A 24081-nucleotide genomic window follows, 5' to 3' on the forward strand; every position below is an offset into this window, starting at 1 on the left:
CACCTTATTTTAAAATATATTTTTTGAGAAAGAAATTCGAGTTATTTTCAAAAAAAGAAGAAAGAATTGTAAACGAGAATTATTTTCAGTAATCCTGTACACTAAAGGTAATTTGGAAGGAGGACTCGCATGTTAAAACGATTTTATCACTATTACATACCGCATAAACGACTGTTTTGGCTGGATTTTTCGTCCGCCTTGTTCGTTGGTTTGCTCGAGCTCGCTTTTCCGCTTGCTGTCAAATGGTTCATCGATTCACTGTTACCAAAAGGAGAGTTGAACTGGATCATTCTCGTCAGTGTCGGATTACTCGGCCTGTATGTCATCAGTACATTGATGCAGTTCGTCGTCAACTACTTTGGTCATAAGCTCGGAATCAACATCGAGACGGATATGCGGCGGCAATTATTCGGTCATGTCCAAAAACAGTCGTTCCGTTTTTTTGATAACACAAAAACGGGACATATCATGAGCCGGATTACAAATGACTTGTTCGACATCGGTGAACTGGCCCACCATGGTCCGGAAGATGCCTTTATTGCCGTCATGACATTAATCGGTGCATTCTCGATCATGTTGACGATCAATGTGCCGCTTGCACTGGTGACGATTATTGCCGTTCCGTTCCTGATCTGGTTGATCAGTTATGCGAACGTCCGGATGAACCGGTCGTGGGACCGGATGTACGGCAACATTGCCGAGGTTAATTCCCGGGTGGAGGACAGTGTCTCCGGCATTCGCGTTGTTCAATCGTTTACGAATGAAGCACATGAAGTGGCACGGTTCGAAAAAGACAATCGGACGTTCCGGCAGTCGAAGATCAATGCTTATAAAGTCATGAGTACGAGTCTGTCCGGTATCTATCTGACGACCCGGTTGATGACGCTTGCCGTCCTCGTTGTCGGTGCCTATCTCAGCTATACAGGGAAACTCACTTACGGGGAACTGGTCGGATTCATTCTCTATATGAACATCTTATTGAAACCGATTGATAAAATTACGGCTCTCTTGGAACTGTATCCAAAAGGAATGGCCGGTTTTAAACGGTTCCTGGAAATGATTGATCATGATGAAGAACTGAAGGATGCGCCGGATGCCGTTCATGTCTCGGCATTACGTGGGGCGATCCGGTTTGATGACGTCAGCTTCGGTTACGAAGCCGAGCGGTTGATTTTAAAAGACATCAGCCTGTCTGTAGAACCGGGACAGACGATTGCCTTTGTCGGAACGTCAGGAGCCGGGAAGACAACGATTTGTTCCTTGATTCCGAGGTTTTATGACGTGACGGACGGTGCCATTACGATTGACGGCGTCGATATTCGGCAGATGACGAAATCGTCGTTGCGGCAACAAATCGGAATCGTGCAACAGGATGTCTTTCTGTTCTCGGGAACGATTGCTGAAAATATTGCGTACGGCGATTTGTCGGCCGATCGTGCTGACATCGTGGAAGCGGCGGAACGGGCGCATCTCGGACAGATGATTGCCGATTTACCGGACGGATACGACACCGAGATCGGGGAACGGGGATTGAAGCTGTCAGGTGGACAAAAACAACGGTTGGCGATTGCGCGGATGTTCTTGAAAAATCCGCCGATCCTAATTCTGGATGAAGCAACGTCGGCTCTTGATACCGAAACGGAAGCAATCATCCAAGAGTCTCTGGCTGAACTGTCGAAAAACCGGACGACGCTGATCATCGCACACCGTCTCGCGACGATTCGTCAAGCGGACCGGATTCTGGTCGTGACGAAAGACGGAATCGTTGAAGACGGGACACACGAAGAACTGGTCGAAAATGGAGGGTACTTCGCACGACTCCTTGACCGCCAACGCGTCTGATAAACCGGAAGTCAACTCATCCTCAAGATGAGCATGGCTTCCGGTTTTTTTATTGAAGGAAGAAAGACGGAATGATTTTATGGGAACCGGGAACATATAAGAGAAGGGAGGACGGGGACATGTACGGTTTGTTTTGTGAAAACTATAATGAAACCTATTCGACGTTACACGGGGAATCCTCACATGATTTTCATCGCTTTTTCGCCTTGTCATATACGATTCATAATACGGTTTTCGACAAAGCGGCGTATGACCGGATGATGCAAATCGTCAAACAGAAGACGACCCGGTTTTCAGCTCTACGCAGCCGGTATACGCCGCTCTTGATTTCGCATATCCAACTCAACAGTTCCGAACCGGAGCGGTTGCTCGAACGGGTCATCGAGGCGGAACGCCATATCAAACGGCGTTTCATTAAAGAAAAGGCGGTCCGACCGTTTTTTGCTCTCGGCGAAGTCTTGAACCGTGAACAGGGCATTGATGCCTTTCCGATTGTGGAACAACTTCGACAGACACGCCCTGTCCTCAATCTAGCGAAACAATATGTCGTGACGTCAACGCTTATGGAAGGGGGCAACCTTCCGGAACGCTTCACCGAGACGGTCGATGAGGCCGAACGGTGGCTCGAACGATGGATGAAGCCGTCGAGCGAACGGTTGATGACCGCACAGATTTTAGCTGCATCCGGTGCGATGGACGATCAAAAATCCCGGATTCAAGCTTGGTGCGAAATGATGGAAGAGCGGGAATTGCGGATTTGGGATCGGATTTTCCCGTTGCTGTCGTTACTTGAGACAACTGAACGGGTCGATATGATTTACGTGACACGTGTCGTCGACCGGGAACGTTCCCGGAACCGCTTTTCGGATGAAGTCAATTGGTTGATTGCGTTTCATCTGTTGCTTGCGAAAAGCGGCAAAAGCCGCCTGCAGTCGGCCCTGCTGATTTTAGCAACGCTTGAACTGACAAAAAAGCCGTGAGAAAACAATCAAAAAAGATCCTCGGCGAATTCGTCGAGGATTTTTTGATAAGTCCGATGATTAGTCAAACGTTGTAAAAGTGGCATGCTGTTCGACCGGATACAACTCTTTACCGGCGACATCATTTAAAATCAGTTGATTGCGTGAAACGGACATGCCAAGATTATCAGCTGCCGGACCGTGCGACAGTTCGAGATTCGTTGTCGCATATAAATGATGGTTCGTTGGTACGGTACGGCTGATCCGGTAGTTGGCGTCGACCTTCCAGGCCTGTTCACCTTCGAACTCGATGTCGAGCCGGTTAGTGAAGCGGGGAAGCGATGGAACGAAACCGGTCGCAGCGACGACGGCACCGGTTTTGGAAGTCCGTTGTTCATTCAGTTCGGTATGCCGCATCGTGATCGTAAAGTCCGAATCGTATGAAATCTGATCGACTTCCAAGTTGGCCCGGATTTTGACCCGTTGTTGTTCTTCCGGTGATAAATCATAGAGGTGTTCATAAATGGCTTGCAGTGTTTCGGGACTGATGCCGTTTTGGGACCGCGTGAATTTGGCGACTGCTTCCTGTCTGGTAGCAAGCGGCAGACTGTTGAAGTAGCGGACGTAACTTGGAGAAAAGATTTCTTCACCCAGTTTGCCGGTCTCAAGCGTCTCGAAAATAGTCGAGCGGGAAATCCATTCGAGTTCAAAGGTTTCCGGACGGTCGCTCGTCAGTAAATCGAGGAAAATTTCAGCCGCACTTTGACCGGAACCGACAATGCTGACTTTATCCTGTTGCAGGATGGCTTCTTTTTCCATGACGTATTGGGTGTTATGGATGACATTTTTATCAAAGCTCCCCGGAATCGAAGGTTTCGAACCGGTTCCGAGCACGACGTTTCGTGTTTCGTATGTCGTCCGTTTACCGGTCGCGACTTCTTCGACCAAGACTTCATAACTGTCACCCGTATCTTGAATATCGATGACGCGGGTCGAAAAATGTAAATCGTCGAGCTGAGTCGAGACCCATTTCAAGTAAGCATTATATTCTTGTCGCGAAATAAGTAGTTTTTCGTAAAAATAAAACGTATGCAAACGGTTGAGAGATCGTAAATAGTTCAAATACGTAAACGGGCTTGTCGGATCAGCAAGTGTGACAAGATCGGAAATGAAGCTTGTCTGCATCATCGAATCCTTGATCATCATCCCGGGATGCCAAGAGAATTGTTCGCTTTCGTCAAAAAATAGTGTCCGTAAAGGTGTCGGATGGGCCAGAGCACTTAACCCCAGATTCATCGGTCCGATTCCTACGCCAATCAAATCATACATAAAAAAAGCCTCCCAATCGATATTGTTATAAAACAATACCCGATATAGGAGGGGGTTGAAACGTATCTTGTCAGTTCTTTACAGTTGATCGGTCGTTGTTGTTTTAGTCGAGACCGTCATTTGTTTTCCGTCACGGATGATATTCAACGTGACGTTGCCGTCCGATTTAATCAACGCGGTTTTAATGTCGACAAAACTTTTGATTTCCTCATTATTGATTTTCGTGATGACATCACCGGTTTTCAATTTTGCAGAAGCGGCGGGACTGTTCGGTTCGACGGACATGACGACGACGCCTGTTTTTTGTGATTCCGGCAATTTGACTTGGTCCAGCAGGTAACCGGCAGGGAAGGCCGAGACATCCTGCAGTGCGACACCGAGTGTCGGATGTTTGACTTCACCGTTCGTTTCGAGCTGTTTTAAAATCGGCAGTGCGTCATCGATCGGAATGCTGAAACCGACGCCTTCGACGCCTGTTTCGGCAATCTTCATCGAGTTGATGCCGACCAGTTGTCCTTGTTCATTGATCAAGGCACCACCGGAGTTCCCCGGATTGATGGCGGCATCCGTTTGGATCACCGTCGTATTGAAGTCGTCCTGTCCATCCTTGTTCGTATCGACGGGAACCGTCCGGTCGTTTGAGCTGACGATACCTCGGGTGACCGAGTTTTGGAACTCACCGAGCGGGTTACCGATGGCGAGCACGGTTTGACCGGCTTTTAAGTCAGCCGATTTTCCGAGCGTGATGACGGAGGGAACATCACTGGCGTTGACTTCCAATACGGCTAAATCGTACGTTTCGTCACTGCCCAGTAATTTGGCGCTGAGTGTTTTGCCGTTGTTTAACGTGACCTCGAGTTTAGAGGCTCCGTCGACGACGTGGTGGTTCGTAATGATGTAGGCTTTACCATCTGTTTTTTTATAAATGACGCCTGAGCCGGAACCCGCTGCTGCCTCTTCCTGACTCATCGAATTCCCCGACTGATAGTTCGTGACCGTGACGACGGATTTTTGAGCCGTTGCGACAGCGTTCGTCACGGGATCGCTTGTCGTCGTCGAAATTTGTTTTGGCATGCCGTTTGAGAGTGGTGTATCGGCGACTTGCTGTTCTTGATCCATCAAAATCGGAAAGGCGACTGTTGCGGTAAGTACAGCACCGATGATGCCTCCAGTAAGTCCGGGTAAGAGTTGTCTTGTTTTTCCTGCCATCGAAATCCATCCCTTCAGGTAGTGTTTTTTTCTAAGATTAATGTATCAAATTTAATCGGCCGGAATGAAATTACGGTGGTTTTTCCAAAATGCCTCATCATTCCCCATAATTCGACAACAATCTCAAACAGTTGAGTCGCGTCGGCCAGTTCGGTACACTGAGTGTGTTTCGTACTTAAGTAACCGACTTAGTCACAAAGGGAGAGATTCAGATGAAGTATGTACTGCGTGTTTTGTACGGTGCCGGCCTGTTGTTTGCCGGAATCGGTCATTTTCGAAATGAAAAGGGGTTCGTTAAGATTATGCCCGCTTTCATCCCGTTCAAACGTTTTTTCGTCCAGGTGACGGGTGTGATCGAAATCCTGTACGGCTTGATGCTGCTGTCCGGACGTGGTGTTGACCTCGTCCGGAAGACATTACCGGCATTTTTATATGCCGTCTTACCGGCAAATATCAATATGGCGGTCAATCCGAAACCGGTTAACGGGAAAACATTGCCGGCTTGGGGACTATGGGGCCGTTTGCCGTTGCAGTGGGTCTTGATTGCGTTTGCTAAACGTTTGAAATAAGGACTGCATTAAATTGTCAGGACAAAACAAAAGGGTGACCGGAAAGCAATCAGTTGCTTTTCCGGTTACCCTTTTCATTATTCAATTAAAAACGTTTTTCGACGGCGAGGATGGCTGCGTTGGCAATGTCTTCGTATGTCGAATCGTTCGGATGGAACTGGTCGCTTGAAAGATCACGTTTGACGTCACGGACGAGATTAAACGTATCGATGATTTCGATATCGTATTTCAGACCGAGTGTCCGTGATTTCGCATTCCATTCCTGGACGATGGCGTCAAACGCCTGTCCATTTTCACTGGCGCGGAACGGATTGTAGAGTCCGACGTAAAAGATGACGGCATCCGGATTTTCTTTACGCAGGATCTTGAATGTCTTGGCGAGGTTGGTTTGAGCCGTTGCAATCGTGGCGGCTGTCTTCTTCGCATTGAAGTTTGCGACACCTTCACCGCGGTTGAATAAATCGTTTCCGCCAATCGTCACCGAGATGACTTTTGCTTGGGACAACGTGCGGCGGACTTCCTTTTGCTTCAATTGTTTTAAGAGATCTTCCGTCCGGGCACCGCTGACGGCGAGATTTTGGAAACGTTCAACGCGGTCCTTTTTGACAAGCTCGCGACCGATGATGGCGGCGTAACTGTTTCCGTTCGAGGCACCGACGCCGCGTGTCAGGGAATCACCGAGCGCGACATAAGTTCCGCCTTTTTTGACCGGTTCTTCCTTGGTCGGCGTCAAGACGGCCCGTTTCGGGGGATTGACGACATCGTTATAGGCACTGGCAAAGCCGTACCCGAAGACTGCCGTTAAAATAAGAGAAACTATTAAAAAAAGTGGCCAAAGATATCGTTTCATGAACCGTTCCTCCTTTTGCTGTTACTATGATTGTAGCAAACCTTTTTGGAATGTGCGGTTTTGAAGTGTTCCAATAAGGTAAATCATTCATTATTCCGCTAGAATGGATACTAAGAGGTGAGAGACGTGAAACCAACCGTAAAACTAGAGTCAGTCACAAAAGTCATTGGAAAGAAAACGATCATCGATAATATTTCATTTGAAATCTTCCCCGGTGAAGTGTTCGGATTCCTCGGACCCAATGGTGCCGGAAAGACGACGACGATCCGTATGCTCGTCGGATTAATCAAACCGACATCCGGTAAAATCACGGTCTGCGACTTTGATGTCCGGAAACAGTTTGTTCAAGCGATGCAACGAATCGGCTCGATCGTTGAAAATCCCGAATTGTATAAATATCTGACGGGGCGTGAAAATTTACAAGTCTTCTCACGGATGCTGCCGAATGTCGACGATGCCCGGATCCAGGAAGTCATTGACCTGGTCGATTTGACGGCACGCGTTGACGATCAAGTCCGGACCTATTCGCTCGGGATGCGTCAGCGTCTCGGGATTGCCCAAGCGTTGCTCGGACGGCCCGATGTCCTGATTCTTGATGAACCGACGAACGGACTCGATCCGATGGGAATCCGTGATTTACGTCAATTCATCCGGAAACTGGTCGATGAGACCGGTTTGTCGGTCCTCGTGTCGAGTCATATCCTGGCGGAAATCGAGATGCTGGCGGATCGTGTCGCCATCATGAGTTACGGAAAAATCGTGCAGGTCGGAACGGTCAAGGAACTGGTCGAATCGCTTGCACCGGGAGTCGACTGGCGTGTCGATGACGCGTTTAAAGCAAACGAGATCCTGTCCGCGTCGCCTGACGTTCAGGTCTCGGAAATCGTGGATGCCAATACGGTCCATACCCTGATGGATGCAAGCAAGACACCATCCTTGAATAAACAGCTGTTCGAAGCGGGTGTCGAAGTATGGACGATCGAACGGAAAGTCCAGACGCTCGAAGATCTCTTCATTACATTGACAGGAGGGGATCATATTGCGTAATCCGAACATGCTCGGTTTGATTCAAAACGAAGTCATGAAGATTGCTTCGAAAAAACGTTTTGCCGTCGTTGCCATCATCTTAGTGGTCCTCGTCTCGATGTTCACGTATGCGCAGTACCGTGACATCCAGGAACAGATCAAGAAACAGGGAACGCTCGATTGGCGGGTCGAGTTGCAACAGGATATCGTCGATACTCAAAACCGTCTGGCTTCGAGCAGTATCCAGGACGAATTTCGCCAGTTTTTAGAATTTGATTTAAAGCAAAATCAATATTATCTCGATAACGACATCAATCCGAATTATCCGGGGGCGCCGACCTTCATCCGGATCTTCTTCTCTCAAGGATTGACGTTAATCCTGCCGCTCTTCATCATCGTCATCATGGCGGATATCGTCAGCGGGGAGCAGAATGACGGAACAATCAAGACGTTGCTGTCCCGTCCTGTAAGGCGCTGGAAGATCCTGATGGCGAAATGGTTGACGGTCCTGCTCTATACGTCGATGCTGATGGCGTTGACTGCCGCCGTCTGTTATGCGATTTCCGGTATCGTCCTCGGATATGACGGCTGGACCGCACCAATCCTAACCGGGTTCCAGGCGTCGCCGAGCGGAACGTTCTCGACCGAATTCGTGCATACGATACCGATGTGGGAGTATCTGTTGATGGCGGTCGGTCTCGCCTGGATCGTCACGGCCGTCGTCGCGACGATTGCCTTAATGGTGTCCGTGCTTGTCAAAAACACGGCAACCGGTATCGGCATCATGATGGCTGTCCTGATTTCCGGAACTTTGTTGACGACGCTTGGTTCAAGCTGGACGAGTTCGAAATATCTCGTCAACGTCAACTTCGGTTTGATTAACTATCTCGACGGACAAGCTCCGCCGATCGAAGGGATGACGTTACCGTTCTCGCTCACCGTTCTGCTCTGCTGGACGATCGGCGCGTTGGTTGTCGCATTCTGGAATTTCACGCAAAAAGATATGTACTGATACGTACAGTTTAAACAAAAAAAGTCCCTTCTCCGTAATGGAAAAGGGACTTTTTGCAGATGTCGGGCATCTGCATGGAATCAAGAGGGGAATCCCTCTGAAAAGAAGCCGATGCAGGTCGGCTTCTGCGCTACGTAACAATCGTACTTTTATCATAGCGATTCCAGTAATTGGTGTCAAACCTGCTTGAAAGGGTTTACGAAGTCCCGGTTTTGTCAAAAGGTATCTAAAGACAACGAGGAGGTGCCAAAATGGCTGATTGGGGAATTATGATGACAGGTTTAGTCATTTGTGGATGGTGTGTATTTAGTGCGGTATACGATGACTTCATCCGCCGTGTGTAACAGAACTCATTGAACCGTCTTCTTTTATTGAGAAGACGGTTTTTTTGTCGTGTCTGCGACTTGTCCGGATATGATACACTGACTACAAAAATGTATGAGCTAGGAATGGTGATGTCATTGAGTAAACAGCCCGTCATTGTCATCGTTGGACCGACCGCAGTCGGAAAAACGAAGACAGGTATTGAATTAGCAAAACGATTAAACGGTGAAATCATTTCCGGTGATTCCGTTCAGGTCTATAAACAGATGGATATCGGGTCAGCCAAGGTGACGCAGGAAGAAATGGAAGGGATTCCGCACCATCTGCTTGATCTCGTCGATCCGGATGACGAGATGAGCGTCGCGCGTTTTCAAACGCTGGCCCGGACGGCAATCGATGAGATTGCCGCCAAAGGCAAGCTGCCGATCATCGTCGGCGGAACCGGACTCTATATCCGGGCGATTCTGTATGATTATCAATTTACCGTCCAGGCGGAAAATAAAGTCTTGCGCCAGGAACTGGAACAGTTCGCCCAAGCGGAAGGAGCAACGGCTCTGCATGACCGTCTGCGCCAGCTGGATGCCAAACGGGCGGACGAAATTCACCCGAACAACATTCAACGGGTCGTCCGGGCGATTGAAGTCGCCATGAGCGGACAGACGCAAGTCTCCGGCAGTGAACCGAGTTTGTATGACAGTCTGTTGTTCGTCTTACATATGGAAGACCGGGAACAGCTGTACGACCGGATTGATCAGCGGGTCGACTTAATGATTGAACAGGGATTGGTTGCGGAAGTCGATCGATTGGTTGCAGCCGGCTATCGGGACACGAAAGCGATGCAGGCAATCGGCTATAAGGAAATCGTTCCGGTTCTCGAAGGGGTACCGCTCGAACCGGCTGTCGAGCAGCTGAAACGGAACACCCGTCGTTTCGCCAAACGGCAACTGACGTGGTTCCGCCATCAATTTGACGGAAATTGGATTGAAATGGGAAGGCTTTCATTTGAAGAAAACTTCAAAATTATCTATGATAGAACAGTAGGGTTTCTGAAAGCGGTTAAATCGGAGTAGCCTGAAAGAAAAACAGATAAAAATAGAGGGGGCACGGGGGCTTATGAAGGCAACGTACAACATTCAAGACTATTTCTTAAATCAATTACGAAAAGATTCGGTTCCGACGACAGTGTTTTTAATCAGCGGGTATCAGTTACGGGGATTGATCAAGTCGTTTGACAACTTCACCGTCATTTTAGAATCGGAAGGCAAACAGCAATTGATTTACAAACACGCCATCTCGACGTTCGCACCGGCACGTAATGTGACGTTGTATGAACAGGAAACGGAAACGGAAGAAGTCACGCGTTAAAAAAAGACGGCCGGGGGGCCGCCTACTTGTTGGAGCAACGCCATGGCGTTGCTCCTTTTTTGTTATAACAAACCCTTCAGTTCGTCGAACGCTTCCGCATAACGCCGGAGTGAAACCTCTTTATAAAGACACGTCTTCGTCAGCCGTTCCTCTTTCGTCAGTTCTTCGAGATACGTACCGAGAATGAAACTGTTCCGCAGCATCGACGGCGTAATGATCCGTTTATTGTCCGACCGTTCGTTTAACTGACGCATCATCTTCGTGATCATGACGATCGACAATTGTTTCGGAGCATTTTTACTGTACACCCAGCGGAACGTCATCCGCGAGAAATCAAAGGCGACAAAAAACGGATCGGTCGAGTGGTACCGCGGACGGACCGGTTCCGGGATCGTCTTTAAATAACCAAGCATCAAATCCTGGTCGTCCCGTTCGAGGTGGAGCAGGTAGGCATTCCCAAGCCGGTCGTGAACCGTCATCTCGCGTTGCGCAAAATTCAAATCCTGCATCTTCAGACCGATGATGTGGTGGACGCGGAGACCGTAGCGGTAAAAGAGCCGTAAAATCAGTTCGTTCCGGTCGATCAGATACGGCCGCGCAACGAGCTGGTGGTCCGTCAAGCCCCGGTCGGACCGGTTCGTCCGGATCAGTTGCTCGTATTCGGCCAGTGACGCGATATGCTGCGGCGTCAGTTCGTGGGTCGGTTGGGCATATTCGATCAGCTTCGATTTCGTCTGCCGGATCTGGTAATTGATTTGGTTGAGGACAGTGACAATTCGGGCGACCGTTGCCTGTTGATACAATTTTTCTTCGATCAAATACTCATTAATGAACGTTTTCCAGGTTTCGAGCGGAATCGCTTTGAAATCCTCGATCGTCTCGAGCGGCTGATCCACTTCGGTCATATAACGGTGAATTTCAATCAGATCGTACCGGTAACGCCGGATCGTCGAGTCCTGTCTGCCGCTTGCGCTGAGGAAAAACAGATACCGTTCGATGAATTCCGGCAAAGTGTAGTCAAGCCGTTCGCGTGCCATAACAGACCTCCTGTTTGAAGTACTTTTCTCTATCATAAACCGAACGGATGTTTCCTGTCCAAAAATGTTCAGACAAGAGGTCCATGTGGTATGATTAGGGGCGCAGAAGGTTTGTTATTTTGAAAGGAATGATTATATGTCAGAACGCGTCATCGTCGTCGGTTGTCAGCTCCCCGGTGTACCGGATCATATTTATGAAGAATCGGTCGCGGAGCTCGAAGCACTCGTTACGACCGCGCACGCCGTCGTCGTGGGACGACTCGATCAAAAGCGTCAATCGATCGACCGCCGTACGTTTATCGGAAAAGGAAAGGTCGAGGAACTGGTCGCATTAGCACAGGAACTCGAACCGGATTTGATTATTTTTAATGCCGAAGTCACGCCGGGTCAGATGAAGAATATCCGGATTGCCCTCGAAGATCCGGAATCGATTAAACTGATTGACCGGACACAATTGATTCTCGACATCTTTGCCGGCCGTGCCCAGTCCCGGGAAGGGAAGTTGCAAGTTGAACTTGCCCAAATGAGTTACCTGTTGCCGCGCCTGAGCGGGCAGGGAACCCAATTGTCACGTCTTGGAGGCGGAATCGGGACACGTGGTCCCGGGGAATCGAAACTTGAGACCGACCGCCGGCACATCCGCCGCCGTGTCGACGAAATCAAGAAACAGCTCGAAACGTCCGTTGCCCACCGTGCCCGCTACCGGGAACGCCGGAAAGAAAACCAGACGTTTCAAATTGCGCTCGTCGGATACACGAATGCCGGGAAATCAACGATTTTTAACCGGTTGACCAATGCCGAAACGTATGAAAAAAACGAATTATTTGCGACGCTCGATCCGTTGACGCGTCAGCTCGACCTGCCGGAAGGCGGACAGATTCTGTTGACGGATACCGTCGGATTCATTCAGGATCTGCCGACGAAATTGATTGCGGCGTTCCGGTCGACACTCGAAGAAGTGCTCGAGGCGGATCTGATTCTTCACGTCATCGATGCCTCAAGCGAACATTATCTGAATCAGATGCAGACGACGAATGATGTCCTCGATGAACTCGGTGCCGGAGACATCCCGCAACTCGAGGTCTTCAATAAAAAAGACCAGTTAACGCATTTATTCAGCGGTGGAAAACTGTTGATTTCGGCTCTTGATCCGGCAGACATCGATCGTTTGACCGTCGAAATCGAAAAAGCGATCAGTGACATTCTCGAGTATCTCGAGATCCGGATTCCGGTCCATGCGTTTGCGCATTACAATCCGGCGAAGGAAGTCATGATGAATTTAACAGAACAATATGAAGAGGACGGATCCGTGACCTTAAAAGGCTATTTGCGTAAGGATACGCGGCTGTACTCGACATTGAAACAATACGAGGTGTAAGCATGTTTACAGAGTTAACGCATTATGAAACGATCCGTCCGTTCGTCGAGCAGGCGGAAGAAAAAATCGCGCCGGGAATCCGTAAGGCGCAACAAATTGCGGAACAGAACCAGTTTCGTGTCCTGAACGCTTTCCGGGAACATAAAGTGAGTGACTTTCACTTCATGCCATCGACCGGTTACGGTTACAACGATGAAGGGCGCGATAATCTCGAACGGATTTACGCAGCGGTCTTCGGTGCAGAAGCCGGACTGTGCCGGGCACAGATCATCAGCGGGACGCATGCAATCGGGATTGCGTTGTTCGGTTTATTGCTGCCGGGCGATGAATTGCTGTATATCACCGGTAAACCGTACGATACGTTAGAGGAAATCGTCGGCATCCGCGGTGACGGACGCGGCTCCCTGAAAGAGCTTGGTGTCACCTATGACGTCGTCGAGATGAAACAGGCTGAAACGATTGATCTTGAAGCGGTCCTCGCCCGGATCACGGACAAGACAAAAGTCGTCGGTATTCAGCGTTCGAAAGGCTATGCGACCCGCCGGAGCTTACCGGTTACTGAGATCGGCGAAGCGATTGCCGCGATCAAAGAACAACATCCGCACGTGATTGTGTTCGTCGACAACTGTTACGGGGAATTCGTCGAAACGATCGAACCGACTCATGTTGGAGCGGATCTGATGGCCGGATCACTGATTAAAAATCCGGGCGGCGGTCTTGCGAAAACAGGCGGGTATCTCGTCGGACGCCGCGATTTGATTGAACGGGCATCGTTCCGGATGACGACACCTGGAATCGGTGCCGAGGCCGGTCCGTCACTTTATTCGCTGCAGGACATGTACCAGGGGTTCTTCATGGCTCCGCATACGGTCAGTCAGGCGCTGATGGGGGCGATGTTTACTTCAAGCATGATGGAGCAGTTCGGATTCGATACGGCACCGCATTATGCGGCGGAACGGACGGACTTGATTCAATCGGTCTCCTTCCAAGCCCCGGAACCGATGATTGCTTTTTGTCAGGCGATCCAAGCAGCCTCTCCGGTCAATGCGCAAGCTTTGCCGATTCCCGACTATATGCCGGGATACGCCGATGATGTCATCATGGCTGCCGGAACGTTCATTCAAGGATCGTCGATCGAGTTATCAGCAGATGGTCCGATCCGGGCACCGTATACAGCGTACGTTCAAGGCGGATTGACCTACAGTCACGTCAAAATCGCGATTGTTTCGGCTGTCAATCAACTGATGGAACAACAATTGATTCAACCACAACAGGTTTAAAAAAATAGCTTGATGTGAAAAGACTTCTGTTACGCAGGACGTCTGACTTGTAAGAAAGTCATGTTAACTTTCCTTACATCTCTTGACAACTTGCCTTACAGAGGTTTATTCTCATGAAGTAAGGAAAAAGGAGGAACGAAATGGCAGACTTATCACGACAGTCCAAGCCACTATTCCCCATCGGAGTCGTTCAAGAGTTGACCGCGTTATCTGCCCGACAAATCCGATATTACGAAGAACAAGGATTGATTAAGCCGGAGCGGACAGAGACGAAACGTCGCCTCTATTCGTTCAACGATGTCGATCGCTTGTTGTCGATCAAGGAATATCTGGATCAGGGATTAAATATCGCAGGGATCAAAATGATTTTTGATAATGATCTTGTCAAACGGGAACGAGTTGCGGAGAAGGTCGTTACGGCCCGTCCGGAATTATCGGATGGCGAATTGTATAAACTCCTGAAAAACGAATTGCAGGAAGCAGGGCGACATGGAAAAACGTCACTCATTCAAGGTGAGCTCGGACGATTTTTCAAGTAAGCACCTGTTACCATATAAAAAAGAGCCGGAGAGGGGATTTGTCACATGACACGTCGCAACATTACACGAGAAGACATTATGAAAATCGCTAAAGCTGAGGATGTACGTTTTATTCGTTTACAGTTCACAGATATCCTCGGTACGATCAAGAACGTTGAAATTCCAGTCAGCCAATTGGAAAAAGCACTTGATAACAAAATGATGTTCGATGGTTCGTCAATCGAAGGATTCGTCCGCATTGAAGAATCAGATATGTATCTCTTCCCAGACCTCAACACATGGGTCGTATTCCCATGGACAGAAGACGGAACGGGTAAAGTCGCACGTCTCATCTGTGACATCTACAATCCGGACGGCACACCGTTTGCTGGAGATCCGCGTGGTCAACTCAAACGTGTACTTAAAGAAATGGAAGAACTTGGCTTCACTTCATTCAACGTCGGTCCAGAACCGGAATTCTTCTTGTTCAAGAAGGATGCGAACGGCCGTCCGACACTTGAACTGAATGATCAAGGTGGTTACTTCGACCTCGCACCAGTCGATCTCGGTGAAAACTGCCGTAAGGAAATCGTCATCGAGCTTGAAAACATGGGCTTTGAAATCGAAGCATCTCACCACGAAGTCGCACCGGGACAACACGAAATCGACTTCAAATACGCTGATGCGATCACAACGGCGGATAACATCCAAACGTTTAAGCTCGTTGTTAAGACGATTGCAGCAAAACATAACTTACACGCGACATTCATGCCAAAACCACTTTACGGTGTCAACGGTTCAGGAATGCACGCTAACATGTCGCTCTTTAAAGGCAACGAAAACGTCTTCTTCGACGAAGAGAATAGCAACATGCAGCTTTCAGACGATGCCCGCGCCTTCACGGCAGGTATCCTGAAACATGCACGTGCGTTTACAGCTGTCTGTAACCCGACAGTCAACTCGTACAAACGTCTTGTACCTGGTTATGAAGCACCTTGCTACGTTGCATGGTCAGCCCGTAACCGTTCACCACTCGTTCGTGTACCGGCAGCCCGTGGTCTTTCGACACGGATCGAAGTCCGCTCAGTCGATCCGGCAGCCAACCCGTACTTGGCACTTGCGACATTGCTCGCTTCAGGTCTTGACGGAATCAAAAACAATCTCCAAGCACCGGCTCCAATCGACCGTAACATCTACGTGATGGACAAACCGGAACGTGTGGCAAACGGCATTGACGATCTTCCGTCAACACTCAGCCACGCACTCGAAGTCCTGAAAGCGGATGACGTCGTCATGCACGCACTCGGCGAGCACATCGCAGAGCACTTCGTTGAACTGAAAGAAATCGAATGGGATATGTTCCGGACGCAAGTCACGGAATGGGAACGCGATCAGTACATGGTCTTGTTCTAATCTCTTGAAACGTCCGAACTTGGTTCGGGCGTTTTTTTGTGTGAAGGAATTCGAAACAATGACAGCGAACTCTCTATCTAAGGAGGCGTTTCAAATGAAAAAGGCATACGAAGGGAAAGAAATCACTGTTTATTTTGATGCCGAAGTCTGTATTCATTCCGGTCATTGTGTCAAGAGTCTGCCGACCGTCTTTGATGTTAAAAAGCGACCCTGGATCGAAGCAGACGGTGCACCGGTTGAAGATGTCATGCGGGTCGTCGACGGCTGTCCGAGCGGCGCCTTATCATATGAACGGAGGGAAGCCTGATGGAATTGAAACGAGCGAATCAAAAGATTGAAGCGTATCAGGAGGGGCAAGCTGTCGGGGAGATCACGTACAGTGATACAAAGGGCGGCAAATGGATCATTGATCACACGTATGTTGATCCGAATCATCGGAACCAACAGATCGACGAACAACTGGTCAAAGCAGTGGTCGAGTGGGCACGGGAAGAAAATGTCAAACTTTTGCCGCTCTGTCCGTTCGCAAAACGCGAGTTTGAACAGACGCCAGACTATGCGGACGTATCGGCGTAATAGAGAAAGAATGTAATGAACAGAAGGCGAGAAAAAGCGGAAACGACATCCGTTTTTTCTCGTCTTTTTTTAGAGAGAGGTGCGCAATCCTCATTGGAAAAATCGGAGCAACGCCATCGACAGGACACCGGTAATGACGGTGTAGGAAAGACTTTTACTGCTGACGGCGACGAGGACTGTCGGTATGGCTGCTGCGAGATGCAGCAAGGAAAGTGTCGGGAACTCCCCGCTTCGTGCAATCAATAAATTTTGAAAGAAAAGTGCGCTCAGCAGGCAAATCGGAATAAAGGATAACCAATCGGTCAATAAACGCGGCAAGGTCAGTCCGTGCATAAGCAGAAACGGTAAAATCCGCGGAATCAATGTGACAAGACCACAAGCGGCAAACAAGACAAACAGTTCTAGACGGATTTCCATCGTGAGATCACTACTCCTATACTGGCGGCTATCATCGTCGCAAATAAAACGGCGAGTTCCGGGGACAGATAGCGCATCGATATGTACAACAACAAAAAGACAAAGACGAGTAATAGACCGTTCAAAGCTATGCGGGACCGTTCGCTTTCAAATTGCAGGTACAACAAACCGATGAACATAGCTGTTAAAGCAAAGTCGAGACCGAACCGTTCCGGATCCGGGAACCAGCTGCCGACGAGTGCTCCGAGCACGGTGGAACCAATCCAGCTCAAGTAAGCGGTCAGGTTTAGACCGTGCATGAAGTTCGCATCAATCCGCTGTTTTAGCGAGGTATTCATGGCGACGGCGAATGATTCATCGGTCAGAAGGGCACCGATGCCGAACCGATCCAACTGATGCCGGCTCTCGACACGCGGCGCAAGTGTCATACTCATCAGAAGATGGCGGGAATTGACGATGAAAGTTGTCAAGATGATGGCTGAGAACGGACTGTTTAACAGCAACAGACTGGTGATGATGAATTGGGCCGCTCCGGCATAAATCAAAAGTGACATCAAGCCGATCTCGAGTGGGCTGAGACCCGCTGCCCGACCGACGATGCCGGCAGAAAAGCCAATGCCAAGATAACCGAGGACGGTCGGAAGGCAGGCTTTGATTCCTGCTTGAAACGAAGCGTTCATAGACGGTGACTCCTCTCATGATGATGTGTTTTCAGCATAGCATCCTCCAAACAGATTGGAAACGAACTGGTCAATATTTTCATATGTTTCCTTGACATAAGTCGTCCCGATTTGTGGTAAAGACTAAGTGGTACGGCAAAATTCGTTAGACAAGGGAGCTTTCAAGATGGATAAATTAATGCAAGATGCAAACCGGTTTGTCTCAGATATAGTGGAAGGTCTCGTTTTAGCACATCCCGATCTTTATGCAAAAGTCGACGGAGTCAATGTCATCAAACGGAAAGAACCGCTGAATGGGAAAGTCGCTCTCGTATCCGGAGGGGGAAGCGGGCACGAACCGGCGCATGCCGGGTTTATCGGGGACGGTATGCTTGCTGCTGCTGTTTGCGGCGAAGTCTTCACTTCTCCGACACCGGACATGGTGCTCGAAGGAATCAAAGCAGCTGACGGAGGAAAAGGGGTATTGCTCGTCGTCAAAAACTATTCCGGTGATGTCATGAATTTCGATATGGCTAAAGAACTGGCGGAACTCGAAGATATCGAAGTCGAGACGGTCATCGTCCGGGATGATATCGCCATTAAAAAAGAAGAAGACCGACGCGGCGTCGCGGGGACAATTTTCGTTCATAAAATCGCAGGGGCTGCGGCAGCGGAAGGTAAGTCACTCGCTGAAGTCAAAGCCGTTGCCGAGAAGGTCATTGCGGGCGTCCGTTCCATCGGGATGGCGTTGTCACCGTGTTATATGCCGGAAAGCGGAAAACCCGGATTCGATCTGCATGAGGATGAGATGGAAATCGGTATCGGGATTCACGGGGAAAAGGGTCTGGAGCGCAAACCGATTGCATCCGTTGATGCGATTGTAACGGAATTACTCGACCGACTGACAGCCGAAGTGACGGATAAAAAAGTGGCAGTCATGGTCAACGGGATGGGTGGAACACCGGAATCAGAACTCTACATCACATATAAATATGTAGCGGAACAATTACAGGCTAAAGGATATGAGATTGTTCGTCCGTTCGTCGGCAACTATATGACATCGCTTGAAATGCACGGATTTTCGATTACCTTGCTTCCGGTGGATGATGAACTCGTCGGCTATCTGGATGCCAAAACAAACGCGATTGGATTCTAACTAAAAGAGGGTGCAGACAGATGAAGTTAACAACCGAAAAATTGCGTGAAGCACTGCTGAAAGCAGCAACCGAACTGGAACAACATAAGGATGAATTGACGGACCTTGACCGGGAGATTGGTGACGGGGATCACGGTATCAATATGTCCCGCGGCTTCCAAGCCGTTCAAAAAGAACTTGAAGCGCAAGAGGAGTACGAAGATCTGGGTGTCTTATCGAAACAAGTCGGAATGACCTTAATTAAAACGGTAGGTGGTGCGTCCGGTCCCCTTTACGGAACAGCATTCGTTAAATTTGCCGGAGCGTTCAAAGGGAAAACAGAAGTCGAAGGGCAGGAACTCGCAGCGGCCTTTAAAGAAGCGGCAGAGGGAATCAAAATGCGCGGGAAGTCGGAGTTCGGGCAAAAAACGATGGTCGATATTTGGACACCGTTTTACGAAGCGCTGGAAAGCGAAAGTGATCTGAACGCAGCACTCGATCAAGCATTGGAAGACACAAAAGAACGTGAGGCGACAAAAGGACGGGCTTCTTATTTTGGGGATGCAACAGTTGGTGTCCAGGATCCCGGCGCATTATCAAGTTCACTGTTATTACGTTCGATTGTGGAGGTCTTGTCATGATTAATTTGATTTTAGTCTCCCATAGTGAAAAGCTTGCGACCGGACTAAAGGAACTATTGGCTGAAATGGCTCCGGATACACCGATTTTACTTGCCGCAGGGCTGGCGGACGGCAGTATCGGGACCGATGCGTCCCGAATTGAAGAGACGATGAATGAGTTGAACGATGACGGCTTAATTTTGACGGATATCGGATCGGCGACGATGAACGCGGAACTGGCCTTAGAATTATACAGTGGGGACCGGAACGTTCAGTTCGTCGAAGCACCGCTGGTAGAGGGCGCTTTTTTGGCAGCGGTCTTAAGTGGTCAATCAAAATCGCTGGATGATATCGTAACAGGCATCAAAGCAGAATTTTCGTAAGACAAATGGTCCGATCTAACAGGTTCGTTTCCGAAGAGGAAGCGAACCTGTTTTTTTAGGGAAAACAAAAAAACTGGTATTCCACGAAGGAATACCAGTAAAGAAATCAGGCGTTGACTTCTTTTTTGTTTGGTTTAAACGCCATGGTTGCTTCGACCGCTTTTTGCCATCCGGCATAACGCTGTTCGCGATCGTCTTCTTTCATTTCTGGTTTAAACTGATGGTTCAGTTTCCATTGTTGTTTGATTTCTGCTTTGTCTTTCCAGTAACCGACTGCGAGACCGGCGAGATAGGCAGCACCGAGAGCTGTTGTCTCATTGATTTCCGGACGGTCAACCGGTACACCTAAGATATCCGACTGGAACTGCATCAAGAAGTCGTTTGAAACCGCACCACCGTCAACGCGCAACGTTTTCAATTCGATTCCTGAATCTTTTTCCATCGCCGTCAAGACATCACGTGTCTGGTAAGCAAGGGATTCAAGAGTCGCACGGACGAAATGTTCTTTCTCCGTTCCGCGTGTTAAGCCGAAGATTGCGCCGCGAACGTCACTATCCCAGTACGGGGCACCGAGTCCGACGAATGCAGGAACGACGTAAACGCCTTCTGTTGAATCAACTTTTAAGGCATAACCTTCCGAGTCCTTCGCATTTTTCAACATCCGTAAGCCGTCACGTAACCATTGGATGGCAGAACCGGCAACGAAAATCGATCCTTCGAGCGCGTATTCGACTTTGCCGTCGACGCCCCATGCGATGGTTGTTAACAGACCGTGGTCTGAAGAAACAGCTTTTTCACCAGTATTCATGAGCATAAAGCAACCTGTACCGTATGTGTTCTTTCCTTCACCCGGCTCGAAGCAAGTTTGTCCGAAGAGAGCCGCTTGTTGGTCACCGGCGATTCCGGCAATCGGAACTTCAAAACCGAAGAAATGATACGGGACGGTATTATCGTAGACTTCGCTTGATTGACGGACTTCCGGCAGCATTGATTTTGGAACTGTCAGGATTTCAAGCAACTCGTCATCCCACTTTTGTTCGTAGATGTTGTACATCAACGTCCGGGAAGCGTTTGTATAGTCTGTGATATGTGTTTTACCGCCAGACAACTTCCAGACGAGCCAAGTGTCGATTGTTCCGAAGAGAAGTTCACCATTTTCCGCTTGTTCCCGTGCGCCTTCGACGTTATCCAAAATCCATTTCACTTTCGTGCCTGAGAAGTAGGCATCAATCAGGAGACCTGTTTTATCGCGGAATGTTTGATTGAGTCCCTGCGCATTCAGTTCATCACAGATACCGGATGTTTGGCGGGATTGCCAGACGAGAGCATGATAAACCGGTTTGCCGGTTTCTTTATTCCACACGACTGTTGTCTCACGTTGGTTCGTAATTCCGATACTTGCAATTTGGCTTGGTTTGATATCAGCCGTTCCAAGTGCATCCGCCATAACGGCGAGGATAGAGCCCCAGATTTCATTGGCATCATGTTCGACCCAGCCCGGTTGCGGGAAGTATTGTTTGAATTCACGTTGCGCCGAGTTCACGATTTGACCATCATGGTCAAAAATGATGGCACGCGAGCTTGTTGTTCCTTGGTCAAGTGCTAAGATGTACTTGTTTTCCATTCTAAAATCCCCCTTGAGATGTAGGTGTCAAACAAAATTAGTTTTGTAGCAGTTGATACAGCAAGACGGCTACTCCACCGCCGATGATCGGGCCGACGATTGGAATCCACGAGTAACTCCAGTCAGATGAACCTTTTCCTTTGATCGGCAGGATAGCGTGGGCAATCCGCGGACCGAGGTCACGGGCCGGGTTGATGGCATACCCTGTTGTACCACCTAGCGAGAGACCGATGACGACGACAAGAAGACCGACGATGAATGGTTTCAGTCCGTCACCAAATGTTGTCAGACCAAATGACAGGATTCCGAATACCAGGACAAATGTCCCGATGATTTCTGAAATCAGGTTTGACGGTGTATGACGAATCGCTGGACCTGTCGCGAATACACCCAGTTTTGCTGCTTGATCATCAGTCGCTTCAAAGTGTTTCATATAATGAAGCCAAACGAGTACTGCACCAATGAATGCTCCGATTAATTGACCGGCAATGTAGACAGGTACGTCTGCCCACGGTAAATCGGAATTCATGGCAAGCGCCAATGTCAATGCAGGGTTGAGGTGGGCACCACTTGAAGCAGCGATATATGCTGCTGTCATAACGGCGAGACCCCAAGCGAATGTAATGACGATCCAACCGCCGTTCTCAGATTTTGTCTTTCTTAAGACAACCCCTGCAACGACTCCGTCCCCGAGCAAAATCAGAATCATTGTTCCAATCAGCTCACTTGTAAAGTTACTCATGCAAAAACCCTCCCTTTGGATTAAAGCAAATAATGGTCTTTCCATTTAAACCTACATCTAATTGAGAACGTTTTCAATACAAATACTTCAAAACTTCAAATTAAAATTTCCTTAATTTATGTTTAAAAAAATGAGAAATGGATATTAAAAAAATCCTTTGTTCATTTTTCAATGAACAAAGGATTTTTAACGACGCTTTTTCCGTTTCTTTTTTGTACGGAAGAAGCTACTGGAGTGATCAAGAACGATATGTATCGTACTGGCGATCATAACACCGATGATAAAAGCCGGCATGGCCGCAAACCAGGAATCCACTGTGCTTGATTCAACAAGTTTCAGATACAGCGCCAAAAACAGAAGTGGAATCACGAAAGCGGCGCTGTACAACAGGCGGATCAGGTCACCGATGATCAATCCGTGTGACCAGATGGACCGGTGGGGCATGATTTTGACATAAGGCATCCAAAGGACACGTAAAGGACCGTGCCGATAGTAAGGTTCAGACTTCAAATCGAGGTCTGGTGAAAGCCAAAGGGTGCCGACGGCGATGCCGACAGCGGTTGGAAGCCAATCCGTCTGCTGCGTTGCGACCGAATACGCAACGTAGCCGGTTAGAGCGACGGTATTGACTGTATCATGTACATTTCCAGAAGGCATGAAAAAAGACCAGCTACGCTGGTCCCTCGCTTAGTGGATCGTCCGATATACGCCGATGACCTTGCCAAGAATCGAGACGTTATCGAAATACATCGGGTCCATCGAGTCATTTTCTGGTTGGAGACGTACTTGTTGATCTTCTAAGAAGAACCGTTTGACTGTCGCTTCGCTATCTTCGGTCATAGCCACGACGATTTCACCATTCTCTGCTGTGTTTTGCTGACGAACGATGACCCGGTCACCGTCTAGAATACCTGCATTGATCATGGACTCACCGTCAATCGTCAACATGAAGACATTTTCGTTCCCGACATAATGTGCAGGAAGCGGGAAATGTTCTTCGATATTTTCGATGGCTGTGATAGGAAAACCGGCCGTTACTTTCCCGATGACAGGAATGTGTACGATGGCTTCATGATCTTCTTCAGGTTTATCAAGCAATATCTCAATCGCACGTGGTTTTGTTGGGTCACGGCGAATCAGTCCGCGTTTTTCTAGACGATCCAAATGACCGTGTACCGTTGAGCTTGAAGCAAGACCAACAGCTTCACCGATTTCACGAACTGAAGGTGGATACCCTTTCAGTTTCACTTGAGCAACGATGTAGTCAAGGATTTCTTGTTGTCGTTTCGACATTTTCCGCATATGAATTGCCACCTCTTTCCGGATTGGTTTTTGAAGGTTATAGGAATACATGTTTCTAAAATCACTATAACATAGAACAAATGAGCGTACAAACAATTGTTCGACATTTTATGTTGACCGAACACCGGTTCCTGGTTTAAGATGAGTTATGCGAACAATTGTTCCGCGAACGTTTATTCTAAATCATTTTAATTTGGAGGGATTCATCATGATGCATTCAATCCGTACCCATGCCTTTTCCATTGTTTTTTATACGCTCAGCCTTGCCTTCATTCTTTTTCTCTTAACGCCTCGCCCAGATGAAAAGGTCGAACAGCTGTTAACGACTTCCGTTACAGTAGACCAGAACGCGACCGTCGAACAGGTAGCGGAAGTATACAACGACGGTTCAATGACGGACCAAGAATATGTCGAATGGTTGATTGAGAACAATGAGTTAAAGACGACACATGTCATTTCGAAAAACAAAATCGTTGTACCAATCGCGCAACAATGACAAACTGTAAAAGTTG

Annotated in this window: 27 protein-coding genes; 17 read left to right on the plus strand and 10 right to left on the minus strand. The window is 48.6% G+C overall.

Annotated elements, in window-relative coordinates; genetic code table 11:
* Nucleotides 1–129: 129 nt before the first annotated feature.
* Both KNP91_RS02125 and KNP91_RS02130 read left to right on the plus strand, forming a co-directional pair.
* Complete coding sequence (locus tag KNP91_RS02125; protein WP_214848359.1) at nucleotides 130–1842, plus strand: ABC transporter ATP-binding protein; 1713 nt, start codon at nucleotides 130–132, stop codon at nucleotides 1840–1842.
* Between the two features lie 119 nt (nucleotides 1843–1961).
* Nucleotides 1962–2822 carry a DUF4003 family protein gene (locus tag KNP91_RS02130; protein ID WP_214765254.1) on the plus strand — a complete coding sequence of 287 codons (861 nt, stop codon included), beginning with the start codon at nucleotides 1962–1964 and terminating at the stop codon, nucleotides 2820–2822.
* A gap of 60 nt (nucleotides 2823–2882) precedes the next feature.
* Here KNP91_RS02130 and KNP91_RS02135 read toward each other — a convergent pair whose 3' ends face one another.
* Nucleotides 2883–4130 (minus strand): lysine N(6)-hydroxylase/L-ornithine N(5)-oxygenase family protein, encoded by a 1248-nt coding sequence (locus KNP91_RS02135; protein WP_214765252.1) that lies wholly within the window; start codon nucleotides 4128–4130, stop codon nucleotides 2883–2885.
* A gap of 78 nt (nucleotides 4131–4208) precedes the next feature.
* A complete protein-coding gene (locus KNP91_RS02140; RefSeq protein ID WP_214765250.1) occupies nucleotides 4209–5339 on the minus strand; it encodes a S1C family serine protease in 1131 nt (376 codons plus the stop codon).
* A gap of 212 nt (nucleotides 5340–5551) precedes the next feature.
* On the opposite strand from KNP91_RS02140, the gene KNP91_RS02145 reads away from it, so the two are divergent.
* The gene (locus KNP91_RS02145; protein WP_012369976.1) at nucleotides 5552–5908 is read left to right on the plus strand and encodes a DoxX family protein; all 357 of its coding nucleotides are present in this window, start codon (nucleotides 5552–5554) and stop codon (nucleotides 5906–5908) included.
* 85 nt (nucleotides 5909–5993) lie between these two features.
* On the opposite strand, the gene KNP91_RS02150 is transcribed toward KNP91_RS02145, so the two are convergent.
* Nucleotides 5994–6758, minus strand: a complete 765-nt coding sequence (locus KNP91_RS02150; protein ID WP_214765248.1) for an SGNH/GDSL hydrolase family protein — start codon at nucleotides 6756–6758, stop codon at nucleotides 5994–5996.
* 126 nt (nucleotides 6759–6884) lie between these two features.
* On the opposite strand from KNP91_RS02150, the gene KNP91_RS02155 reads away from it, so the two are divergent.
* From KNP91_RS02155 to hfq, 4 genes are all read left to right on the plus strand, one after another.
* Nucleotides 6885–7805 (plus strand): ABC transporter ATP-binding protein, encoded by a 921-nt coding sequence (locus tag KNP91_RS02155; RefSeq protein ID WP_214848361.1) that lies wholly within the window; start codon nucleotides 6885–6887, stop codon nucleotides 7803–7805.
* A complete protein-coding gene (locus tag KNP91_RS02160; RefSeq protein WP_214765244.1) occupies nucleotides 7798–8796 on the plus strand; it encodes an ABC transporter permease in 999 nt (332 codons plus the stop codon). The genes KNP91_RS02155 and KNP91_RS02160 overlap by 8 nt, the downstream gene beginning before the upstream one ends.
* A 455-nt stretch (nucleotides 8797–9251) precedes the next feature.
* Complete coding sequence (miaA, locus tag KNP91_RS02165) at nucleotides 9252–10190, plus strand: tRNA (adenosine(37)-N6)-dimethylallyltransferase MiaA (RefSeq protein WP_214765243.1); 939 nt, start codon at nucleotides 9252–9254, stop codon at nucleotides 10188–10190.
* A 43-nt stretch (nucleotides 10191–10233) separates the two neighbouring features.
* Nucleotides 10234–10485: an RNA chaperone Hfq gene (hfq, locus tag KNP91_RS02170; protein WP_012369981.1), complete on the plus strand. Its 252-nt coding sequence runs from the start codon at nucleotides 10234–10236 to the stop codon at nucleotides 10483–10485.
* Nucleotides 10486–10547: 62 nt separating this feature from the next.
* Here hfq and KNP91_RS02175 read toward each other — a convergent pair whose 3' ends face one another.
* On the minus strand, nucleotides 10548–11522 hold the full coding sequence (locus tag KNP91_RS02175; protein ID WP_012369982.1) for a tyrosine-type recombinase/integrase: 975 nt from the start codon (nucleotides 11520–11522) through the stop codon (nucleotides 10548–10550).
* A 136-nt stretch (nucleotides 11523–11658) separates the two neighbouring features.
* Here KNP91_RS02175 and hflX point away from each other — a divergent pair, with 136 nt between their 5' ends.
* From hflX to KNP91_RS02205, 6 genes are all read left to right on the plus strand, one after another.
* Nucleotides 11659–12900: a GTPase HflX gene (hflX, locus tag KNP91_RS02180; protein WP_214848363.1), complete on the plus strand. Its 1242-nt coding sequence runs from the start codon at nucleotides 11659–11661 to the stop codon at nucleotides 12898–12900.
* A 2-nt stretch (nucleotides 12901–12902) separates the two neighbouring features.
* Entirely contained in the window at nucleotides 12903–14180 is a 1278-nt protein-coding gene (locus KNP91_RS02185) for a methionine gamma-lyase family protein (RefSeq protein ID WP_214848365.1), read from the plus strand.
* Between the two features lie 140 nt (nucleotides 14181–14320).
* Nucleotides 14321–14719 (plus strand): MerR family transcriptional regulator, encoded by a 399-nt coding sequence (locus KNP91_RS02190; RefSeq protein WP_012369985.1) that lies wholly within the window; start codon nucleotides 14321–14323, stop codon nucleotides 14717–14719.
* A gap of 45 nt (nucleotides 14720–14764) precedes the next feature.
* On the plus strand, nucleotides 14765–16111 hold the full coding sequence (gene glnA / locus KNP91_RS02195) for a type I glutamate--ammonia ligase (protein WP_012369986.1): 1347 nt from the start codon (nucleotides 14765–14767) through the stop codon (nucleotides 16109–16111).
* Nucleotides 16112–16205: 94 nt separating this feature from the next.
* Nucleotides 16206–16418, plus strand: coding sequence for a (4Fe-4S)-binding protein (locus KNP91_RS02200; protein WP_026833394.1), 213 nt, complete (start codon nucleotides 16206–16208; stop codon nucleotides 16416–16418).
* On the plus strand, nucleotides 16418–16687 hold the full coding sequence (locus tag KNP91_RS02205; RefSeq protein WP_214848368.1) for a GNAT family N-acetyltransferase: 270 nt from the start codon (nucleotides 16418–16420) through the stop codon (nucleotides 16685–16687). Before KNP91_RS02200 ends, KNP91_RS02205 begins: the two co-directional genes overlap by 1 nt.
* 90 nt (nucleotides 16688–16777) lie before the next feature.
* On the opposite strand, the gene KNP91_RS02210 is transcribed toward KNP91_RS02205, so the two are convergent.
* Nucleotides 16778–17104, minus strand: a complete 327-nt coding sequence (locus tag KNP91_RS02210) for an AzlD domain-containing protein (protein ID WP_214848371.1) — start codon at nucleotides 17102–17104, stop codon at nucleotides 16778–16780.
* Complete coding sequence (locus KNP91_RS02215; protein ID WP_214848374.1) at nucleotides 17089–17784, minus strand: AzlC family ABC transporter permease; 696 nt, start codon at nucleotides 17782–17784, stop codon at nucleotides 17089–17091. The genes KNP91_RS02210 and KNP91_RS02215 overlap by 16 nt, the downstream gene beginning before the upstream one ends.
* Before the next feature lie 166 nt (nucleotides 17785–17950).
* Between KNP91_RS02215 and dhaK the strand changes: the two genes are divergently transcribed.
* Genes dhaK through dhaM form a run of 3 tightly spaced genes read left to right on the plus strand, consistent with a single transcriptional unit; the run spans nucleotide 17951 to nucleotide 19901 of the window.
* Complete coding sequence (gene dhaK / locus KNP91_RS02220) at nucleotides 17951–18919, plus strand: dihydroxyacetone kinase subunit DhaK (RefSeq protein ID WP_214848377.1); 969 nt, start codon at nucleotides 17951–17953, stop codon at nucleotides 18917–18919.
* 20 nt (nucleotides 18920–18939) lie between these two features.
* Nucleotides 18940–19539: a dihydroxyacetone kinase subunit DhaL gene (gene dhaL / locus KNP91_RS02225; RefSeq protein WP_214765231.1), complete on the plus strand. Its 600-nt coding sequence runs from the start codon at nucleotides 18940–18942 to the stop codon at nucleotides 19537–19539.
* Entirely contained in the window at nucleotides 19536–19901 is a 366-nt protein-coding gene (gene dhaM / locus KNP91_RS02230; RefSeq protein WP_012369992.1) for a dihydroxyacetone kinase phosphoryl donor subunit DhaM, read from the plus strand. Before dhaL ends, dhaM begins: the two co-directional genes overlap by 4 nt.
* A 106-nt stretch (nucleotides 19902–20007) precedes the next feature.
* Here the strand turns inward: dhaM and glpK are convergent, their stop codons facing one another.
* From glpK to lexA, 4 genes are all read right to left on the minus strand, one after another.
* A complete protein-coding gene (gene glpK / locus KNP91_RS02235; protein ID WP_214765229.1) occupies nucleotides 20008–21525 on the minus strand; it encodes a glycerol kinase GlpK in 1518 nt (505 codons plus the stop codon).
* Nucleotides 21526–21562: 37 nt separating this feature from the next.
* Nucleotides 21563–22267, minus strand: coding sequence for an MIP/aquaporin family protein (locus tag KNP91_RS02240; protein ID WP_214765227.1), 705 nt, complete (start codon nucleotides 22265–22267; stop codon nucleotides 21563–21565).
* A gap of 186 nt (nucleotides 22268–22453) precedes the next feature.
* Complete coding sequence (locus KNP91_RS02245) at nucleotides 22454–22924, minus strand: metal-binding protein (protein ID WP_214765225.1); 471 nt, start codon at nucleotides 22922–22924, stop codon at nucleotides 22454–22456.
* Nucleotides 22925–22954: 30 nt separating this feature from the next.
* Nucleotides 22955–23569 carry a transcriptional repressor LexA gene (gene lexA, locus KNP91_RS02250; protein ID WP_012369996.1) on the minus strand — a complete coding sequence of 205 codons (615 nt, stop codon included), beginning with the start codon at nucleotides 23567–23569 and terminating at the stop codon, nucleotides 22955–22957.
* A 208-nt stretch (nucleotides 23570–23777) separates the two neighbouring features.
* On the opposite strand from lexA, the gene yneA reads away from it, so the two are divergent.
* On the plus strand, nucleotides 23778–24065 hold the full coding sequence (gene yneA / locus KNP91_RS02255; RefSeq protein ID WP_214765221.1) for a cell division suppressor protein YneA: 288 nt from the start codon (nucleotides 23778–23780) through the stop codon (nucleotides 24063–24065).
* Nucleotides 24066–24081: the final 16 nt, after the last annotated feature.

This window comes from Exiguobacterium sp. s138 (genome assembly GCF_018618775.1).
GTDB classification, from domain to species: domain Bacteria; phylum Bacillota; class Bacilli; order Exiguobacteriales; family Exiguobacteriaceae; genus Exiguobacterium_A; species Exiguobacterium_A artemiae.

Excerpts from the sequence above, each read along its gene's own strand:
- hflX (WP_214848363.1), top strand. The coding sequence starts at position 11,659 with ATGTCAGAACGCGTCATCGTCGTCGGTTGTCAGCTCCCCGGTGTACCG.
- hfq (WP_012369981.1), top strand. The coding sequence starts at position 10,234 with ATGAAGGCAACGTACAACATTCAAGACTATTTCTTAAATCAATTACGA.
- KNP91_RS02175 (WP_012369982.1), bottom strand. The coding sequence starts at position 11,522 with ATGGCACGCGAACGGCTTGACTACACTTTGCCGGAATTCATCGAACGG.
- KNP91_RS02210 (WP_214848371.1), bottom strand. The coding sequence starts at position 17,104 with ATGGAAATCCGTCTAGAACTGTTTGTCTTGTTTGCCGCTTGTGGTCTT.
- KNP91_RS02140 (WP_214765250.1), bottom strand. The coding sequence starts at position 5,339 with ATGGCAGGAAAAACAAGACAACTCTTACCCGGACTTACTGGAGGCATC.
- KNP91_RS02130 (WP_214765254.1), top strand. The coding sequence starts at position 1,962 with ATGTACGGTTTGTTTTGTGAAAACTATAATGAAACCTATTCGACGTTA.
- KNP91_RS02185 (WP_214848365.1), top strand. The coding sequence starts at position 12,903 with ATGTTTACAGAGTTAACGCATTATGAAACGATCCGTCCGTTCGTCGAG.
- KNP91_RS02215 (WP_214848374.1), bottom strand. The coding sequence starts at position 17,784 with ATGAACGCTTCGTTTCAAGCAGGAATCAAAGCCTGCCTTCCGACCGTC.
- dhaL (WP_214765231.1), top strand. The coding sequence starts at position 18,940 with ATGAAGTTAACAACCGAAAAATTGCGTGAAGCACTGCTGAAAGCAGCA.
- KNP91_RS02150 (WP_214765248.1), bottom strand. The coding sequence starts at position 6,758 with ATGAAACGATATCTTTGGCCACTTTTTTTAATAGTTTCTCTTATTTTA.
- lexA (WP_012369996.1), bottom strand. The coding sequence starts at position 23,569 with ATGCGGAAAATGTCGAAACGACAACAAGAAATCCTTGACTACATCGTT.
- KNP91_RS02190 (WP_012369985.1), top strand. The coding sequence starts at position 14,321 with ATGGCAGACTTATCACGACAGTCCAAGCCACTATTCCCCATCGGAGTC.
- glpK (WP_214765229.1), bottom strand. The coding sequence starts at position 21,525 with ATGGAAAACAAGTACATCTTAGCACTTGACCAAGGAACAACAAGCTCG.
- KNP91_RS02205 (WP_214848368.1), top strand. The coding sequence starts at position 16,418 with ATGGAATTGAAACGAGCGAATCAAAAGATTGAAGCGTATCAGGAGGGG.
- glnA (WP_012369986.1), top strand. The coding sequence starts at position 14,765 with ATGACACGTCGCAACATTACACGAGAAGACATTATGAAAATCGCTAAA.
- yneA (WP_214765221.1), top strand. The coding sequence starts at position 23,778 with ATGATGCATTCAATCCGTACCCATGCCTTTTCCATTGTTTTTTATACG.
- KNP91_RS02145 (WP_012369976.1), top strand. The coding sequence starts at position 5,552 with ATGAAGTATGTACTGCGTGTTTTGTACGGTGCCGGCCTGTTGTTTGCC.
- KNP91_RS02240 (WP_214765227.1), bottom strand. The coding sequence starts at position 22,267 with ATGAGTAACTTTACAAGTGAGCTGATTGGAACAATGATTCTGATTTTG.
- KNP91_RS02135 (WP_214765252.1), bottom strand. The coding sequence starts at position 4,130 with ATGTATGATTTGATTGGCGTAGGAATCGGACCGATGAATCTGGGGTTA.
- KNP91_RS02200 (WP_026833394.1), top strand. The coding sequence starts at position 16,206 with ATGAAAAAGGCATACGAAGGGAAAGAAATCACTGTTTATTTTGATGCC.
- dhaK (WP_214848377.1), top strand. The coding sequence starts at position 17,951 with ATGGATAAATTAATGCAAGATGCAAACCGGTTTGTCTCAGATATAGTG.
- dhaM (WP_012369992.1), top strand. The coding sequence starts at position 19,536 with ATGATTAATTTGATTTTAGTCTCCCATAGTGAAAAGCTTGCGACCGGA.
- miaA (WP_214765243.1), top strand. The coding sequence starts at position 9,252 with ATGTCATTGAGTAAACAGCCCGTCATTGTCATCGTTGGACCGACCGCA.
- KNP91_RS02125 (WP_214848359.1), top strand. The coding sequence starts at position 130 with ATGTTAAAACGATTTTATCACTATTACATACCGCATAAACGACTGTTT.
- KNP91_RS02245 (WP_214765225.1), bottom strand. The coding sequence starts at position 22,924 with ATGCCTTCTGGAAATGTACATGATACAGTCAATACCGTCGCTCTAACC.